Origin of the sequence: Isoalcanivorax pacificus W11-5 (genome assembly GCF_000299335.2) — a bacterium.
Classification (GTDB): Bacteria; Pseudomonadota; Gammaproteobacteria; order Pseudomonadales; family Alcanivoracaceae; genus Isoalcanivorax; species Isoalcanivorax pacificus.
The window spans coordinates 229,604-242,973 of the sequence record NZ_CP004387.1; the positions used below are offsets into that span (position 1 = coordinate 229,604).

The following is a 13,370-nucleotide window of genomic DNA, read 5'->3' on the forward strand; positions in this document are numbered from 1 at the left end:
GTCTGTGACAATGGGTCTGCCCCGGCACGCACTGGCGCAGGCCGAACCGCACGACAACAGAGGATGTGGTATGAAACCGATCAAACTTGGCTCCGCTGTACTGCTTTCCGCCGCCCTGGGTTCACTGGCCCTGCCGGCACTGGCGCAACAGCAGACAATTTCCGGCCGCGACAATGGTTTTTCCTACACCTATCTGCAGGGTGGGTATGAGGTCGGCGACATCGCCAACCCGGAAGCCGATGTGGACGCGCTGTTCTTCGAAGGCAGCTACGCGTTTGATCCGAACCTGTTCCTGCGCGGCGGCGTGAATTTCTATGACGGCGAACTCGATGGCCGTTTCAGCCCGGATGTGGACGGTGAGCGTATTCACCTGGGGCTGGGTTTCAATACGCTGTTGCAGGAAAACCTGGATCTGGTGGTGACCGGTGACGTGGTGCGCGTACGTGCCGACGTTGACGGCGGCCGCAGTGATTCCGAAACCGGCTATGCCCTGGGCGCGGGCCTGCGCCATCGCACCACGGACAAGATCGAGCTGTCCGGCGGCGCCTTCCACGAAGACGTGGAAGACAGCGATACCGGCCTGTACGGGCAGGCGCTGTACAAACTGCAACCGCAGGTTGACCTGGGCGCCCGTGTGGCGGTCGGTGGCGACACCGGCACCTTCGGTCTCTTTGGTCGTTACAACTTCTGAACTGCTATACACTCTCCCGGACCGCGGCGGGGCCTGGCCCCGCCGCGTGAGCCGCGAGAAGCCCGCGCCTGAGCGGGCCCGCTGCACCCGGCCGGGCTTGTCCCTGTCGGGTGTTGTATTTTCAGTGTTGCCAGTTGGGAGAAATGCATCATGGGTGAGTCTGTCGCCTGTCCGGAAATCGTTGTCAGCCGCGAGGGCGGCATCCTTGAAATCAGCATTCGCCGGCCGGACCGCCGCAATGCCCTGACCCATCCCATGTACGACGCCATGACGGCGGCACTGGCCGAAGCCGATGCCGATCCGGGCGTGCGGGTGGCACTGATCACCGGCACCGAAGACTGCTTCACCGCCGGCAACGACATGGTGGAATTTCTGCAGAACCCGCCCAAGGGCAACGATTCGCCGGTGATGCGTTTTCTGGATCAGATTCTGATGCAGGAAAAGCCCATCGTGGCGGCGGTGAACGGCCCGGCCGTAGGCATTGGCACCACCCTGCTGCTGCACTGCGATCTGGTGTATTGCGCCCGTGGCGCGCGCCTGCAGATGCCGTTCGTAAGCCTGGGCCTGTGCCCGGAAGCCGGCGCCAGTTATCTGCTGCCGCAGATCATGGGCCACCCGCGTGCGGCGCAACTGCTGATGCTGGCGGAGACCTTCACGGGCGAGCAGGCGGTGGAGTACGGGCTGGCCAATGCCGTGTACGACGACGGTGAATACCTGCAGAAAGCGCGTGAAGCGTGCGCGCGCCTGGCGGCACAACCGCCGGCCTCGGTGCGCATGACCAAAGCGTTCCTGCGCCAGCCGCAGCGTGACGCGGTGGCGAAACAGATGCGCGCGGAAGGCGACGCTTTCCTGGCACGTCTGGGCGCGCCGGAAGCGCGTGAGGCGATGATGGCCTTCATGGAAAAGCGCAAGCCGGATTTCAGCCGGTTCGAGTAATGCCCGAAGAGGTGGGCGCGTCGGCGCCCACGGTCAGTACAGACCTTCCGGCGGCGTGGACAGCAGTTGGGCCAGCGCCGCCGCGTCCTGCGGCTCCGCCGCCACCTGCTCGATCAGCGCGTTGGCATAGTGCACATCTAGCGTGTTCAGCAGCGCCATCAGTGCCTGGTGCTGCGGGCTGTCCGCTTTCAGCCACTGGTCCACGGCCGCCCGTGTTTCGGTGACGGCGATCTCCCGCGCGGCCGGTGACATGAACTCGCCGCCGTCGGTGGCGGTGGCCCCCTCCAGCGCCGCCAGCCGGGCCAGCCGCAGGTAACCGTCGGCCAGTGCCTGCATCAGGGCGGCCGCCAGCGTCCGGGGTGGTACGGCCTGGGCCGGTTGCACCAGCGCGGTCAGGTCTTCCAGCAGGACGGCGCTGGCGGCGTCCAGGTAGGCGCGACGGCGGTTTTCCGGCAGTTCGCTCAAGGGAAGCTGGTGGCTGGGGAGCAGTTCGGTCACGGCGGTCACATCCAGCGGCGCGCGCGGTGCCTCGGGCAGGCCGAACAGCAGCAGGTGCAGCACCTGCAGGCCGACACTGACCTCCGCCGGGTCAGTCATGTCCTGCTGGGCGATCAGGGTATCGGTGTTGAGGGGCAGGGTGACGTCGTAGACCAGCCCGCTTTCCGGCCAGCCGGGCACCGCGTCCACGTAGCCGGGCAGGATCGGCCAGATGTCGGCGCGGGCCAGCGGATGGGCCAGTGACGGCGCCAGTGTGGCGCGGGTGGCCAGTACCGGCCAGGCACGGTTGAAGCCCTGGTAAAGCAGCGTCCAGGCATTGCGTGCAGTGTGCAGCCGGGTGTCGTCAGGGTGTTCGAGCAAGGCGCCCACCGCTTCGCGGAAGCCGGGTGCGGCCACCACCAGCTTGCGCAGTTGTGGCGCGCTTTCCTCTGCAAAGGCGGCGGCCAGCGCGTCGTACTCTGCGGCGGCCGGGCTGGCGTGCGGTGCCGGCGCAGGCGCAGGCCGCTCCGGTTCGCGTTCACAGCCGGTCAGCAGGGCCGTGGCCAGGGCCAGCGGCAACAGGGATGTCAGGCAGGCTTTCATTATTGTTCCGGCAAGTCAGGTCCCGAAAACGCGCCCGGTGTGGCCCCCCAGCACCGGGTGCGGCTCAGCGCAGGCTGATCACCGGCCAGCCTTTTTCGCGGGCGGTGGCCGCCAGCGTCGGGTCCGGGTCCACGGCTACCGGGTGTTCGACCCGGGACAGCAGCGGCAGATCATTCTGGGAGTCGCTATAGAAGTAACTGCCGGCAAGGTCATGGCCGCTGTCACGCAACCAGGCTTCCAGGCGCGTTACTTTGCCGTCACGGTAGCAGGGTACGCCGCTGATGTCGCCGGTGTAGGCGCCGTCGCGGAACTCGGCAGTGGTGGCCAGCAGGTGATCAACGCCCAGGGAGTCGGCAATCGGTCGGGTGACGAAATCATTGGTGGCGGTGATGATCAGCAGGAAGTGCCCTTTGGCACGATGTTCCGCCAGCAGTTCAGCCGCCTTTGGCAGCATGATCGCGCTCACTTCATCGCGCATGAACTCTTCGCGCCAGCGCAGCAGGTCTTGCAACGGGTGCTCGGTGAGCACTTTCAGGGCAAAGCGCAGGTAGGCGGTGATGTCCAGGCGACCGGCCAGGTAGTCCTGGTAGAACTGGTCGTTGGTGGCCTTATAGCCGTCGGCGTCGATGATGCCGCGCGCCACCAGGTAGTCGCCCCACAGGTGATCGGAATCCCCGGCGATCAGGGTATTGTCGAGGTCGAAAATCGCGAGTGTCATAGATTCTCCGGCAACGAGGGCGGCACAGGTCTGGAAAAGGCCGCTAGAATAGCAAAGCGGGCCAGAAAAACCCGCGTTGATCGGTTCAAGCCACGCAGGTTTAATGATGACGTGGCCAGGCAGGCAGGAAGATGACAGGCATTATTGATGAGCAGGGCTTTCGGTTGAACGTCGGCATTATTCTGGTCGGCGCTGAAGGTCGTGTATTCTGGGGCCGGCGGATCGGCAACCGGGATGCCTGGCAGTTCCCGCAGGGCGGCGTGATGCCGGGCGAGACACCGGAACAGGCGCTGTACCGTGAACTGGAAGAAGAGGTCGGTCTCACCCAGGGCGATGTAGAGGTGCTGGCCTGCACCGAGGGCTGGCTGAGTTACCGCCTGCCACGCCGCTTTCTGCGCCGGCGTGATGATACACGGGGGCCGCAGTGCATTGGCCAGCGGCAGAAATGGTTCCTGTTGCGGCTGGTCAGTGACGAGCAGCGCATTGATCTGGCCCGCAGTGACACACCGGAATTCGAGTCCTGGCGCTGGGTGAGTTACTGGTATCCGATCCGCAAGGTGGTGCATTTCAAGCGCGGGGTCTATGCCCGCGCCCTGAAGGAACTGGCGCCGATCATGCGGCGCGAGGCCTATCTGAAACAGTCCTGAACCACTGAAGAAACAGTTCTTAACCGTTAAAGAAACAGTCCTGAACCATTAAAACAGCCATCACCCAAGGCAGACCTGCATGCTCGACACCCTCCGGCGAATCGTCCAGGAAGTGAACAGTGCCGCCGACCTGAAGAGCGCGCTGGACCTGATGGCGCGCCGGGTACGCGACGCCATGGGCACCGAAGTCTGTTCGATCTATCTGCTCGACAGCTCCGGGCAACGCTATGTGCTGATGGCCTCCGAAGGCCTCAAGCGCGAGGCGATTGGCCGGGTCAGCCTGGGCATCGCCGAAGGCCTGATTGGCCAGGTCGGTCTGCGCGAAGAGCCGATCAACCTTGAAGATGCCTTCGTGCATCCGAAATTCCACTACCTGTCGGAAACCGGCGAAGACCCTTTCCATGCCTTTCTCGGCGTGCCGGTCATGCATCACGGCCGCGTGCTTGGCGTGCTGGTGGTACAGCAGCGCGATGCGCGCCGGTTCGACCAGAGTGAAGAGGCGTTCCTGGTCACCATCTCCGCACAGCTTTCCGCCGTGGTGGCGCACGCCCGTGCCACCGGCGCGCTGGACGACCTGGATACGCAGGAACTGCTGCCGAAGATCTACGACGGCCAGCCCGGTGCGTCCGGTGCGGCCATCGGCACCGCCGTGCTGCTGTTCCCGCCGGCGGACCTCGGTTCCGTGCCGGACCGTGAACCGGAAAACATCGATGCCGAAGTCAGCCTGCTGGAATCGGCGCTGATGCGCGTGCGCACCGACGTGCGTGCGCTGGCAGACCGCGCCAAGGGACGGCTGGGCAACGAGGAACAGGCACTGTTCGATGTCTACCTGCGCATGCTCGACAAACACGCGCTGGCGGGCGAGATCGTCGCCAAGATTCGCGAGGGCCATTGGGCGCAGGGCGCGTTGCGCATCGTGATCGAGGCGCACATCCGCAACTTCGAGCTGATGGATGACGAATACCTGCGCGAACGGGCGGCGGATGTCCGTGATCTCGGTCGCCGTGTGCTGGCCGAGTTGCAAAGCCGCAACCGGCGGGTGCAGGAGTTTCCCGAACAATCCATCCTGCTGGGCGAGGAAATCACGCCGACCATGCTGATGGAAGTGCCCCAGGACCGTATCAAGGGCATTGCCGCCGTGCAGGGCTCGCGCAACTCGCACATGGCGATCGTGGCGCGGGCGATGGGCATTCCCACCGTGGTGGGCGCGCAGGGCATGCCGCTGAAACAGCTCGATGGCAAAGAGGTCATCGTCGACGGCTTCCGGGGTCGGCTGGTGGCCAACGCCTCGGTGGAATTGAAGCAGCAGTTCGAGGCGATCATTGCCGAGGAACTCACGCTCCAGGCCGGCCTGGAAAAGCTGCGCGAATTGCCGGCAGAAACCGAGGATGGCTACCGCATCCAGGTGCAGGTGAACACCGGCCTGATGACCGATATTTCGCGTTCACTGGAACGCGGCGCGGAGGGCGTGGGCCTGTACCGCACCGAAATCCCGTTCATGATGCGCGACCGGTTTCCGTCCGAGGAAGAACAGCGGCAGATTTACCGCGAACAGTTGCAGGCGTTCGCACCCTACCCGGTCACCATGCGCACCCTGGACGTGGGCGGTGACAAGGCGCTGCCCTATTTCCCGATCAAGGAGGAAAACCCGTTCCTCGGCTGGCGCGGTATCCGCGTGACACTGGATCACCCGGAAATCTTCATGGTGCAGGTGCGTGCCATGCTCAAGGCCAGCCAGGGGCTGGACAACCTGCGCATCATGCTGCCGATGGTGACGTCGGTGTTCGAGGCGGAGGACGCGCAGCACCTGATCCACCGTGCCTGGCTGGAGGTGTGCGAAGAAGGCATCGACGTGCCGATGCCACCGGTGGGGGTGATGATCGAAGTGCCGGCGGCGGTGTATCAGGCACGCGCGCTGGCGCAGCGGGTGGATTTCCTGTCCGTCGGCACCAACGACCTGACCCAGTACCTGCTGGCGGTGGACCGCAACAACCGCCAGGTGGCGGACCTGTACAACTCCTACCACCCGGCGGTGCTGCACGCACTGATGCTGGTGGTCGAGGCCGCGCGCGAAGAAGAAAAGCCGGTGTCCGTATGTGGCGAGATGGCAGGGGAACCGGGATCGGCATTGCTGCTCACGGCGATGGGGTTCCAGGCGCTGTCCATGAACGCCTCCAACCTGCTCAAGGTGAAGGCGGCGATCCGCAAGGTGAAGATCGGTTTCGCCCGTAAACTGCTCAACGAAGTGCTGGCGATGGACAACGGCGAGGTGATCTCATCCTACGTCGACCTGCAACTGGAGAAGGCTGGCCTGGGCGAGCTGCTGCACCATCGGCGCAGCGTGTAGGCGGGTGGCTGCACCGCCCTCCTGCGGTGGTCATTTCGGCCTGAACGGGCCTTTAGCTGCCCGGGAGGCCTCGCTATGATGCGCCGCTGTTTCGCCCGGCAGGCACGCCGGGACTGACCTGACACGGGGACCTGACAATGCAGAATGTGGTGGCGATTCCGGCCAATCCGGCACTCGTGAACAGCACTGAGGATTTCCTGCGCGCCGTTTCCCACGGCGGTAATGGCGCCGAGGCCTTCATCACCATGGTGGACCGCCTGACCGACCGCATGCTCGGGCTGTTCCTGCTGGAGCCGGCGGAAATGGCGCAGATTTCATCCGGGCAGCGCAAGGTGATCGATTTTGCCGTGTCCACCGCCAGCAAGGCCTCGCACATGCTGACGCGGCAGATCTACAAGAAGACCACCAACGCCGAGTTCGCGCCGATCGTGCGCAACGTCGAGGCCATGTACTGGCCGGCGGGGGAGGACAACGACCAGCAGGCGCAGATCAGCTTCCCGGTCGATGCGGCCTTCGCGGACGACTTTCGCCGTGCCGCCGAGGCGTGCCTGGCCGGTCGCGGCCAGGAGGAAGTGGTGCTGGTGACGCGCGTCATGGACCAGCTCAACGACGCCATCCTGGACAACATCTTCGTGGCGCAGACGCGGCTGGTGAAAATCGGCTTCGTCACCCAGAAAGCCCTGAACGTGGGCATCGAGGGCAGCCGCAAGGCGGTGCGCGCGGTGAACGCCAAGGTGCTGCGCGGCCTCAGCAACGAAGAACTCAAGCTGTTCATGCGCCACTACGGCCAGATCATCAAGCAGCGCGGCTGAAGCCCTCAGCCCTCGCGGCTGTCCCGCGGCGCGCCCTGTGGCGTGCCGTCGGGCTGCCAGCCCTGTTCCAGCAAGGTCACTTCCCCGTCCGCCCCCAGCCGCACCGCACTGCTGGCCCGCGTGCCGTACTGCGGTGAGCGGATAAAGATCGGTGCTACCAGCCGTTCCAGTTCCGGGCCCACGCCGGTGTCCGGCAAATGGTCGTCATCCGGGCGCCAGTCGTCATGCAGCAGTGCCAGCAGGTGCTCAGGTCTGGCCTCGCCCTGCCCCACATGCGCCAGCTTTTCCTTGCCGCGTGTCACCTTGGGCCAGGGTGTATCCAGCAGGCCATTGCTCAGGCCGTGTACGCCGGGTGTCACCGCTTGCGGCGCCGCGCCACGGTTGCTGAGGTACCAGAGCTGGTCGCCGTCGCCGACCAGCAGGTTGAAGGGGCGGTAGGTATCCTGTTGGTCGGCAATGCGGGCGGTATAGTCCGACGGTGATTCCCGGCCTTGCAGGAATTGCATCGGCAGGTCGCCACGTGAGCGGGCTGCGTCCGAGACGCGCTCGGCCACCGGCTCGCGGAAATTGGTCACGGCGGCGAACCGGCCGTCGCGGGTCACGCCCAGCCAGGTGCCACCGGCGCTCAGATCCAGGCCACAGAAAATGCCCCCGCGCCAGCGTGCGGCCTCGGCGGGGCGATGATGGAACTCATCACGGTTGGCGGCCACCAATAGCGGGTAGCGAGGGTGGCTTTGCCAGGCGAACAGAATGATGCACATGCGGGGAATCCGGTCTGCTGGGGTGCATTACATTTGGACAGCGCCTAGCATAGCACCCTCGGTAGAGGGAGGTCGGCGTGGCGCTTGAGTTGATCCCGGTTTATGTCTTGCTGGGTGTGTTGTCCGGCCTGCTTGGCGGCGCGCTGGGCCTTGGCGGCGGCGTGGTGATCGTGCCCGGCCTGCTGCTGGTGTTCCATCTGCGCGGCCTGACCGGGAACATGGCGCAGCTGGCGGTGGCCACGTCGCTGGCGACCATCATCGTCACCTCGGTGGGCGCGGTGCGGGCGCATCACCAGCGCGGCAGCCTGCGCTGGCCGCTGGTGTTCCGGCTCAGCGGCGGCATCGTTGTCGGCGCGTTTGCCGGCGCCTTTGTTGCCGACTGGCTGTCCGGCCCCCGGCTGACGCAGTTGTTCGGTGTGTTCGCCGTGCTGGTGGCGATCCAGATGATGACCAGCAGTTGGCGCAAGGTGCCGGCGGGGTTGCCGGAACGGCTGCCCGGCACGCCGGTGCTGGTGGCGGCCGGTGGTGGCATCGGCCTGGTATCGAGCCTGTTCGGCATTGGCGGTGGTTCGCTGACGGTGCCCTTCATGAACGCCTGCCGTGTGCGCATGCAGGAAGCGGTGGCGGTGTCCTCCGCCTGCGGGTTGCCGATTGCGCTGGCCGGGTGTGTCGGTTTTATCATCGCGGGCTGGGATAATCCGCACCTGCCGCCGGGCAGCCTGGGCTATGTGTACCTGCCGGCGGCGGTGGGTATCGGCATTGCCAGCTATCCGATGGCCCGCGTTGGCGCGGGCCTGGCCCATCGGCTGCCGGCGGCGACACTGAAACGTATTTTTGCTGTTGTACTCTGTGTGATCGGCGCGCGCCTGGCGCTGGGCTGATCGGATTTGGCCGGGGCATCCGCCCGGCCCCTGCAAGGACAAGTGCTATGCTGCAATACCCGGAAATTGATCCGGTGGCGATTGCCATCGGGCCGCTTCAGGTTCACTGGTACGGCTTGATGTACCTGTTCGGTTTTGTCGCCGCCTGGTGGCTGGGCACCCGTCGCGCGGCACGCCCCGGCAGTGGCTGGACAGCGCAACAGGTCAGTGACCTGGTGTTCTACAGTGCGCTGGGGGTGATTGTCGGCGGCCGGGTAGGCTACACGCTGTTCTATAACTTCTCAGGCTTCCTCAATGACCCGGTCAGCATCGTCAAGCTGTGGCAGGGCGGCATGTCCTTCCACGGTGGCGCCCTGGGTGTGCTGGTTGCCTTCTGGCTGTTTGCCCGCAAGACCGGCAAGCGCTATTTCGAGGTGGCGGATTTCATTGTGCCGATGGTGCCGATCGGCCTGTGCGCCGGCCGCATCGGCAACTTCATCAACGGCGAGCTCTGGGGCCGGACCAGCGATGTGCCCTGGGCAATGGTGTTTCCCAATGACCCGTCGCAACTGGCGCGTCATCCGTCCCAGCTTTACCAGTCGCTGATGGAAGGCCTGTTGTTATTCATCGTGCTGTGGCTGTATTCCGCCAGGCCGCGTCCGGCGGGCGCAGTGACCGGGTTGTTTGGCGTGGGTTACGGCACCGCCCGTATCGTCGGTGAATTCTTCCGCCAGCCGGATGCGCACCTCGGCTTTATCGCCTTTGACTGGCTGACCATGGGCATGCTGCTGAGCACACCGATGGTGCTGATCGGCCTCGGCATGATGGTCTGGGCCTACAGGAACAACCCGGTGCCGGGAGCGGTGACACGATGAAACAGTATCTCGACCTGCTGCGCCATGTGCGCGACCACGGCGTGGAAAAAAGCGACCGCACCGGCACCGGTACACGCGCCGTGTTCGGCTACCAGATGCGCTTTGATCTGGCCGCCGGTTTCCCGGTCACGACGACGAAAAAACTGCATCTGAAATCCATTATCCACGAGCTGCTGTGGTTCCTGGCGGGTGATACCAATATCCGTTACCTGAAGGACAACGGCGTTTCCATCTGGAACGAATGGGCCACCGAGGACGGCGAACTGGGCCCGGTGTACGGCGAACAGTGGCGCAGCTGGAAAACCCACGACGGCCGCGTGATCGACCAGATCAGCGACGTGCTGGCGGAAATCCGCCGCAACCCGGACTCACGCCGGCTGGTGGTATCCGCCTGGAACCCGGCGGTGCTGCCGGACCCGAGCCTGCCGCCGGAGCGCAATGCTGCCCTGGGCCGCCAGGCATTGCCGCCGTGCCACTGCCTGTTCCAGTTCTACGTGGCCGACGGCAAGCTCTCCTGCCAGCTCTATCAGCGTAGCGGTGATATATTCCTCGGCGTGCCGTTCAACATCGCGTCCTACAGCCTGCTGACGCTGATGATGGCGCAGGTGTGCGGCCTCAAGCCCGGCGAGTTCGTCCACACCCTCGGCGATGCGCACCTCTACAGCAATCACCTGGAACAGACTGAACTGCAGCTCAGCCGCGCGCCACGCCCGCTGCCGCAGATGAAACTCAACCCGGCGGTGACCGATCTGTTCGCGTTCCGGTTCGAGGATTTCGAGCTGGTGGACTACGACCCGCACCCGCACATCAAGGCGCCGGTGGCGATCTGAGCAGAGGATAATGGCATGCAACTGGCACTGATCGTGGCCAAGGCTGACAACGGCTGCATCGGCCGCGACAACAAGCTGCCCTGGTACCTGCCGGGCGACCTGAAATATTTCAAGCAGGCGACCCTCGGCAAACCGATCATCATGGGGCGCAAGACCTGGGAATCACTGAAAGGCCCCCTGCCCGGCCGTACTAACATCGTTATCACCCGCCAGGCCGGTTACCAGGCCGAGGGTGCGAAAGTGGTGCCGTCACTGGACGAAGCGCTGACGCTGGCGGAGCACGTTGCGTTGATTGACGGTGCGGACGAAGCGGTGGTGATTGGCGGTGCGGAGATCTACGGCCAGGCACTGCCGCGTGTGGATCGCATGTACATCACCGAAGTGCATGCCGCCGTGGACGGCGATGCATTCTTTCCCGGCTTCGACGCGGCGGCATGGCGGGAAATCGGCCGCGACAGTTTCAGGGCCGAGCCGCCAAACCAGTATGACTACAGTTTCGTGGTCTACGAGCGAGCCCGGCAGGCTTGATCAGGCCGTTACCCGATGCCGCTTTGAGGCGTTGTCAGAGCGGTGTAATGCGTATCTCGCTGCGCACCGAGTGGCTGATAAAACATTTCTTGCGTGCCTCCCGGTGCAGCGCTTCCACCGCCTCGCGATCAGGCTGTGCCTCGCCGGCGAATTTCACCAGTGGCCGCAGCGCCACCTCGCGCATATACAACACACCCTGCTCATCCTTGCCCAGTGTGCCCACCGGGTTGTCCTGATAACGGCTCACCGAATAGCCCGCGCGTGCCGCCTCGGTGACAAAGCTCAACAGGTGGCAACTGGCGATGGCCGCAATAAAGGCTTCTTCCGGGTCCATGAATTCACTCGTCAGCGTGCCATCCATTGCCTGCGTGCGCAGCACGGAGCCACTGGCCAGGCGCCAGACATAATGGTCAGTATCGCTGGTGGCATCCCAACTGACGCCAAGTCGGAAGTCGGCCATCGTTGGTGAGGCTCCTGAAAGGAAGAAAGAGCGATGGTAGCCAGCCGGGACGGCTGCCGTCAGTACGCCGTTCGTCTGTACTGCCTCACTCGGGGCGCCGGGCAGGCAGCAGCAGGCCATAGTAGCGGAACACGATCACCGACATCAGCGAACTGACCAGGGTGGTGCCGATGGAGACCAGCAGGCCGCTGCCCTGGTTCTCGCCGAGTACGGCAATCAGCACGATGGCGAGGGTATTCGACACCAGCAGGATGAGCATGAACACCATCACCACGGCCAGCAGAATTTGCCACTGGTCCTGCTGGCTGCGCTGAAAGCTGGCCTGCAGGGCCTGCACCGGCGAGATGTTTTCCAGCACTGCGATAAACGGTGCCTGGCACAGCCGCGCATACAGCCACACACCGGGGAAGATCAGCAACAGCATGCCAGCGTACACGGCGATGCCCAGCAGCAGATACGTCAGCAGCAATACCGGTGCGGCACGCAGACAGAACAGCAGGCAATCACCCAGCCCCCGCGCGCGACCGTTCTGGATCGCCACCAGTTGCGCCATCACTGCCCCTTCGGAAAACGGCCGCAGCAACATCAGCAGCAGTGCCGAGAGATGACCGATGCGCAGGGCATCTTCGTCCATGTACAGCGCCGGGCCGACACCCCATTGCACCAGTTCGCCGGCAATGGCGAAGGGCACGGTCACCAGGAGCAGGGCAGGCAGGTTCTGCCACCAGAAGCGCAGGCTTTCCTGAATTCGCTGGGCAATCATCAAAGGTCCGCAGTGGTCGGGTCAGCCGGCAAGTGTACTGGCTTGGCGCGCGGCGTGCAGCCGCTTACCACCAATAGCGACCCCAGTTCTCGGGATTGGCCCAGTACTGCGGATTGTTCCAGGCGCGGCGGAAGTTGTAGGTGTCCAGCTCATAGCTGTAGAGCGTCATGCTGCGCTCGCCGTCCTCGAAATCCGCCTCGCGACGCAGGCCCATGCCGAGGAAATCATTGCGTGGCCAGCGCAGCGTGTCAGGCGCGCGTTGCGGCTGGTACAGCACCACCATGGCGTTGGTGTGCAGATTGCGCAGCAGGCCGAGCAGTTCGGTGCCATTGTCGCGGGTCATGTATTCCAGTTGATCGGCGACGATGACCAGATCAAAACGGCCGAGCCGTGCCAGTTCATCAAACGGGTCTGGCGCTTCCAGGCGGGTCAGCTGCGTGCCGTGTTCCCGGCACCATTGATCGACGACCGGCATGGGGTTGAGGCTCAGCGTGAGCAGCGTGGCGGGGTGTTGGCCATCGAGGATCGCGGCCAGATGACGTTGCGGGCTGTCCGCCACGGGGGCGGTGGCATCAATGTGGTTCATGCGGTGAGTGTAGCGCGCTGACTCCACGCGGGAAAACGGGCCTGGGCAGCGCATCACAAAAAATCACAATGGAAGTGATTGACGGCCACCACCATCATAATGATAATCATTCTCATCAATAGGGAGAGCCTGTCATGTCGCAATCCACTGCCGCCCCCAAGCCGCGCAACGAATCACCCCGGCCCCGTGGCCTCTACCGCAATGTGACCGTGCGCGATGGCCGTATCAACAGCCGCACGCTGCTGAACGAGGACGGCACCCTGTGGATTCGCCACGGCGACAGCTTCTATCAGTTGCGTCGCACTGCGGCCGGCAAACTGATTTTGACCAAATAGCCATGCATTCTCCGGCGGCGGGTGGGTCAGCACCTGCCGCTGACGGCACCGGCAGGCTGCCGCAGCCAGCGAGGGGATCACGCTGGCGCCTGCCCCTTGTTTCTCCCCTGACGGATCAGCCAGCCAGCGCAGCAGCCAGCC

At 64.4% G+C, this 13,370-nt stretch carries 16 protein-coding genes; 10 read left to right on the forward strand and 6 right to left on the reverse strand.

Annotated elements, in window-relative coordinates; all coding sequences use genetic code 11:
* Positions 1–70 precede the first annotated feature (70 nt).
* Positions 71–691: an outer membrane beta-barrel protein gene (locus S7S_RS01080; protein ID WP_008736124.1), complete on the forward strand. Its 621-nt coding sequence runs from the start codon at positions 71–73 to the stop codon at positions 689–691.
* Positions 692–841: 150 nt separating this feature from the next.
* Positions 842–1,627, forward strand: coding sequence for an enoyl-CoA hydratase (locus tag S7S_RS01085; RefSeq protein ID WP_008736126.1), 786 nt, complete (start codon positions 842–844; stop codon positions 1,625–1,627).
* A gap of 33 nt (positions 1,628–1,660) precedes the next feature.
* Here S7S_RS01085 and S7S_RS18670 read toward each other — a convergent pair whose 3' ends face one another.
* Positions 1,661–2,707, reverse strand: a complete 1,047-nt coding sequence (locus tag S7S_RS18670; RefSeq protein WP_008736128.1) for an imelysin family protein — start codon at positions 2,705–2,707, stop codon at positions 1,661–1,663.
* Positions 2,708–2,771: 64 nt separating this feature from the next.
* On the reverse strand, positions 2,772–3,425 hold the full coding sequence (locus tag S7S_RS01095; RefSeq protein WP_008736130.1) for a histidinol-phosphatase: 654 nt from the start codon (positions 3,423–3,425) through the stop codon (positions 2,772–2,774).
* A 131-nt stretch (positions 3,426–3,556) separates the two neighbouring features.
* Between S7S_RS01095 and S7S_RS01100 the strand changes: the two genes are divergently transcribed.
* The 3 genes from S7S_RS01100 to S7S_RS01110 all read left to right on the forward strand — a co-directional run bounded on the left by S7S_RS01100 (position 3,557) and on the right by S7S_RS01110 (position 7,231).
* Positions 3,557–4,072 (forward strand): RNA pyrophosphohydrolase, encoded by a 516-nt coding sequence (locus S7S_RS01100; protein WP_008736131.1) that lies wholly within the window; start codon positions 3,557–3,559, stop codon positions 4,070–4,072.
* Positions 4,073–4,151: 79 nt separating this feature from the next.
* Positions 4,152–6,419 (forward strand): phosphoenolpyruvate--protein phosphotransferase, encoded by a 2,268-nt coding sequence (gene ptsP / locus S7S_RS01105; RefSeq protein WP_008736133.1) that lies wholly within the window; start codon positions 4,152–4,154, stop codon positions 6,417–6,419.
* 137 nt (positions 6,420–6,556) lie between these two features.
* Positions 6,557–7,231, forward strand: a complete 675-nt coding sequence (locus S7S_RS01110; RefSeq protein WP_008736136.1) for a hypothetical protein — start codon at positions 6,557–6,559, stop codon at positions 7,229–7,231.
* A gap of 5 nt (positions 7,232–7,236) precedes the next feature.
* On the opposite strand, the gene S7S_RS01115 is transcribed toward S7S_RS01110, so the two are convergent.
* Positions 7,237–7,992, reverse strand: coding sequence for an NRDE family protein (locus S7S_RS01115; RefSeq protein ID WP_008736138.1), 756 nt, complete (start codon positions 7,990–7,992; stop codon positions 7,237–7,239).
* A gap of 77 nt (positions 7,993–8,069) precedes the next feature.
* Between S7S_RS01115 and S7S_RS01120 the strand changes: the two genes are divergently transcribed.
* The 4 genes from S7S_RS01120 to S7S_RS01135 are packed head-to-tail and all read left to right on the forward strand — an operon-like array spanning position 8,070 to position 11,085.
* A complete protein-coding gene (locus tag S7S_RS01120; RefSeq protein ID WP_008736140.1) occupies positions 8,070–8,873 on the forward strand; it encodes a sulfite exporter TauE/SafE family protein in 804 nt (267 codons plus the stop codon).
* Between the two features lie 47 nt (positions 8,874–8,920).
* On the forward strand, positions 8,921–9,727 hold the full coding sequence (lgt, locus tag S7S_RS01125) for a prolipoprotein diacylglyceryl transferase (protein ID WP_008736143.1): 807 nt from the start codon (positions 8,921–8,923) through the stop codon (positions 9,725–9,727).
* Positions 9,724–10,557, forward strand: a complete 834-nt coding sequence (locus S7S_RS01130; protein WP_008736145.1) for a thymidylate synthase — start codon at positions 9,724–9,726, stop codon at positions 10,555–10,557. The genes lgt and S7S_RS01130 overlap by 4 nt, the downstream gene beginning before the upstream one ends.
* 15 nt (positions 10,558–10,572) lie before the next feature.
* Positions 10,573–11,085: a dihydrofolate reductase gene (locus S7S_RS01135; RefSeq protein WP_008736147.1), complete on the forward strand. Its 513-nt coding sequence runs from the start codon at positions 10,573–10,575 to the stop codon at positions 11,083–11,085.
* Positions 11,086–11,119: 34 nt separating this feature from the next.
* On the opposite strand, the gene S7S_RS01140 is transcribed toward S7S_RS01135, so the two are convergent.
* The 3 genes from S7S_RS01140 to S7S_RS01150 all read right to left on the reverse strand — a co-directional run bounded on the left by S7S_RS01140 (position 11,120) and on the right by S7S_RS01150 (position 12,894).
* Positions 11,120–11,545 carry an OsmC family protein gene (locus S7S_RS01140; protein WP_008736149.1) on the reverse strand — a complete coding sequence of 142 codons (426 nt, stop codon included), beginning with the start codon at positions 11,543–11,545 and terminating at the stop codon, positions 11,120–11,122.
* 85 nt (positions 11,546–11,630) lie between these two features.
* Positions 11,631–12,308, reverse strand: a complete 678-nt coding sequence (locus S7S_RS01145) for a hypothetical protein (RefSeq protein ID WP_008736152.1) — start codon at positions 12,306–12,308, stop codon at positions 11,631–11,633.
* Positions 12,309–12,372: 64 nt separating this feature from the next.
* Positions 12,373–12,894, reverse strand: coding sequence for a DUF6231 family protein (locus tag S7S_RS01150; protein ID WP_008736154.1), 522 nt, complete (start codon positions 12,892–12,894; stop codon positions 12,373–12,375).
* A 134-nt stretch (positions 12,895–13,028) separates the two neighbouring features.
* On the opposite strand from S7S_RS01150, the gene S7S_RS01155 reads away from it, so the two are divergent.
* On the forward strand, positions 13,029–13,229 hold the full coding sequence (locus S7S_RS01155; protein ID WP_008736156.1) for a hemin uptake protein HemP: 201 nt from the start codon (positions 13,029–13,031) through the stop codon (positions 13,227–13,229).
* Positions 13,230–13,370 lie beyond the last annotated feature (141 nt).

Bases quoted from the DNA above. Each gene is read 5' to 3' on its own strand.
- S7S_RS01080 (WP_008736124.1), top strand. From the start codon at position 71: ATGAAACCGATCAAACTTGGCTCCGCTGTACTGCTTTCCGCCGCCCTG.
- S7S_RS01085 (WP_008736126.1), top strand. From the start codon at position 842: ATGGGTGAGTCTGTCGCCTGTCCGGAAATCGTTGTCAGCCGCGAGGGC.
- S7S_RS18670 (WP_008736128.1), bottom strand. From the start codon at position 2,707: ATGAAAGCCTGCCTGACATCCCTGTTGCCGCTGGCCCTGGCCACGGCC.
- S7S_RS01095 (WP_008736130.1), bottom strand. From the start codon at position 3,425: ATGACACTCGCGATTTTCGACCTCGACAATACCCTGATCGCCGGGGAT.
- S7S_RS01100 (WP_008736131.1), top strand. From the start codon at position 3,557: ATGACAGGCATTATTGATGAGCAGGGCTTTCGGTTGAACGTCGGCATT.
- ptsP (WP_008736133.1), top strand. From the start codon at position 4,152: ATGCTCGACACCCTCCGGCGAATCGTCCAGGAAGTGAACAGTGCCGCC.
- S7S_RS01110 (WP_008736136.1), top strand. From the start codon at position 6,557: ATGCAGAATGTGGTGGCGATTCCGGCCAATCCGGCACTCGTGAACAGC.
- S7S_RS01115 (WP_008736138.1), bottom strand. From the start codon at position 7,992: ATGTGCATCATTCTGTTCGCCTGGCAAAGCCACCCTCGCTACCCGCTA.
- lgt (WP_008736143.1), top strand. From the start codon at position 8,921: ATGCTGCAATACCCGGAAATTGATCCGGTGGCGATTGCCATCGGGCCG.
- S7S_RS01130 (WP_008736145.1), top strand. From the start codon at position 9,724: ATGAAACAGTATCTCGACCTGCTGCGCCATGTGCGCGACCACGGCGTG.
- S7S_RS01135 (WP_008736147.1), top strand. From the start codon at position 10,573: ATGCAACTGGCACTGATCGTGGCCAAGGCTGACAACGGCTGCATCGGC.
- S7S_RS01140 (WP_008736149.1), bottom strand. From the start codon at position 11,545: ATGGCCGACTTCCGACTTGGCGTCAGTTGGGATGCCACCAGCGATACT.
- S7S_RS01145 (WP_008736152.1), bottom strand. From the start codon at position 12,308: ATGATTGCCCAGCGAATTCAGGAAAGCCTGCGCTTCTGGTGGCAGAAC.
- S7S_RS01150 (WP_008736154.1), bottom strand. From the start codon at position 12,894: ATGAACCACATTGATGCCACCGCCCCCGTGGCGGACAGCCCGCAACGT.
- S7S_RS01155 (WP_008736156.1), top strand. From the start codon at position 13,029: ATGTCGCAATCCACTGCCGCCCCCAAGCCGCGCAACGAATCACCCCGG.